At 71.9% G+C, this 591-nt stretch carries 1 protein-coding gene; it reads left to right on the plus strand.

Going from position 1 to position 591, the window contains the following annotated elements; translation table 11 throughout:
• Positions 1-591: IS110 family transposase (locus tag ACFPZ3_RS54710; RefSeq protein WP_379522394.1), on the plus strand; the 591-nt coding region annotated here is incomplete at both ends.

Genomic DNA, 591 nt, shown 5'->3' on the forward strand with positions numbered 1-591 from the left:
GTTACTCGGCTCTGCTGGAGTGGATGCGCGCCTTCGGACAGCTGATGAAGGTCGGCGTCGAGGGCACCGGCGCTTACGGGGCCGGCCTGGCCCGGCTGCTGCGCGCCGAAGACGTCGAGGTGGTCGAGATCGACCGCCCGGACCGCAAGAAGCGCCGCTTGCAGGGCAAGTCCGACCCGATCGACGCGATCGCCGCCGCCAAGAGCGCGGCCGCCGGAGAGCGGACCGGCGTCCCCAAACAGCGCGATGGCCGCATCGAAGCCCTGCGCAACCTGCGCCTGGCCCGCCGCAGCGCGGTCGATCAGCGCGCCACCATCCAGCGCCAGATCAAGTCCCTGATCGTGACCGCTCCCGATGAGGTGCGCGAGCAGCTGCGCCACCTGCCGGCCACCAAGCTGATCAGCACCTGCGCCGCCTTGCGGCCCGATCCGGCCGACGCCGCCAGCCCAGCCACCGCCACCCAACTCGCCCTGCGCAGCCTGGCCCGCCGCCACCAGCAACTGTCCACCGAAATCACCGACCTCGACGACCTGCTGGACCCGCTGGTCGCCGCCATCAACCCCCGCCTGATCGCCACCCACGGCGTCGGCA

Source organism: Nonomuraea insulae, from assembly GCF_042656245.1.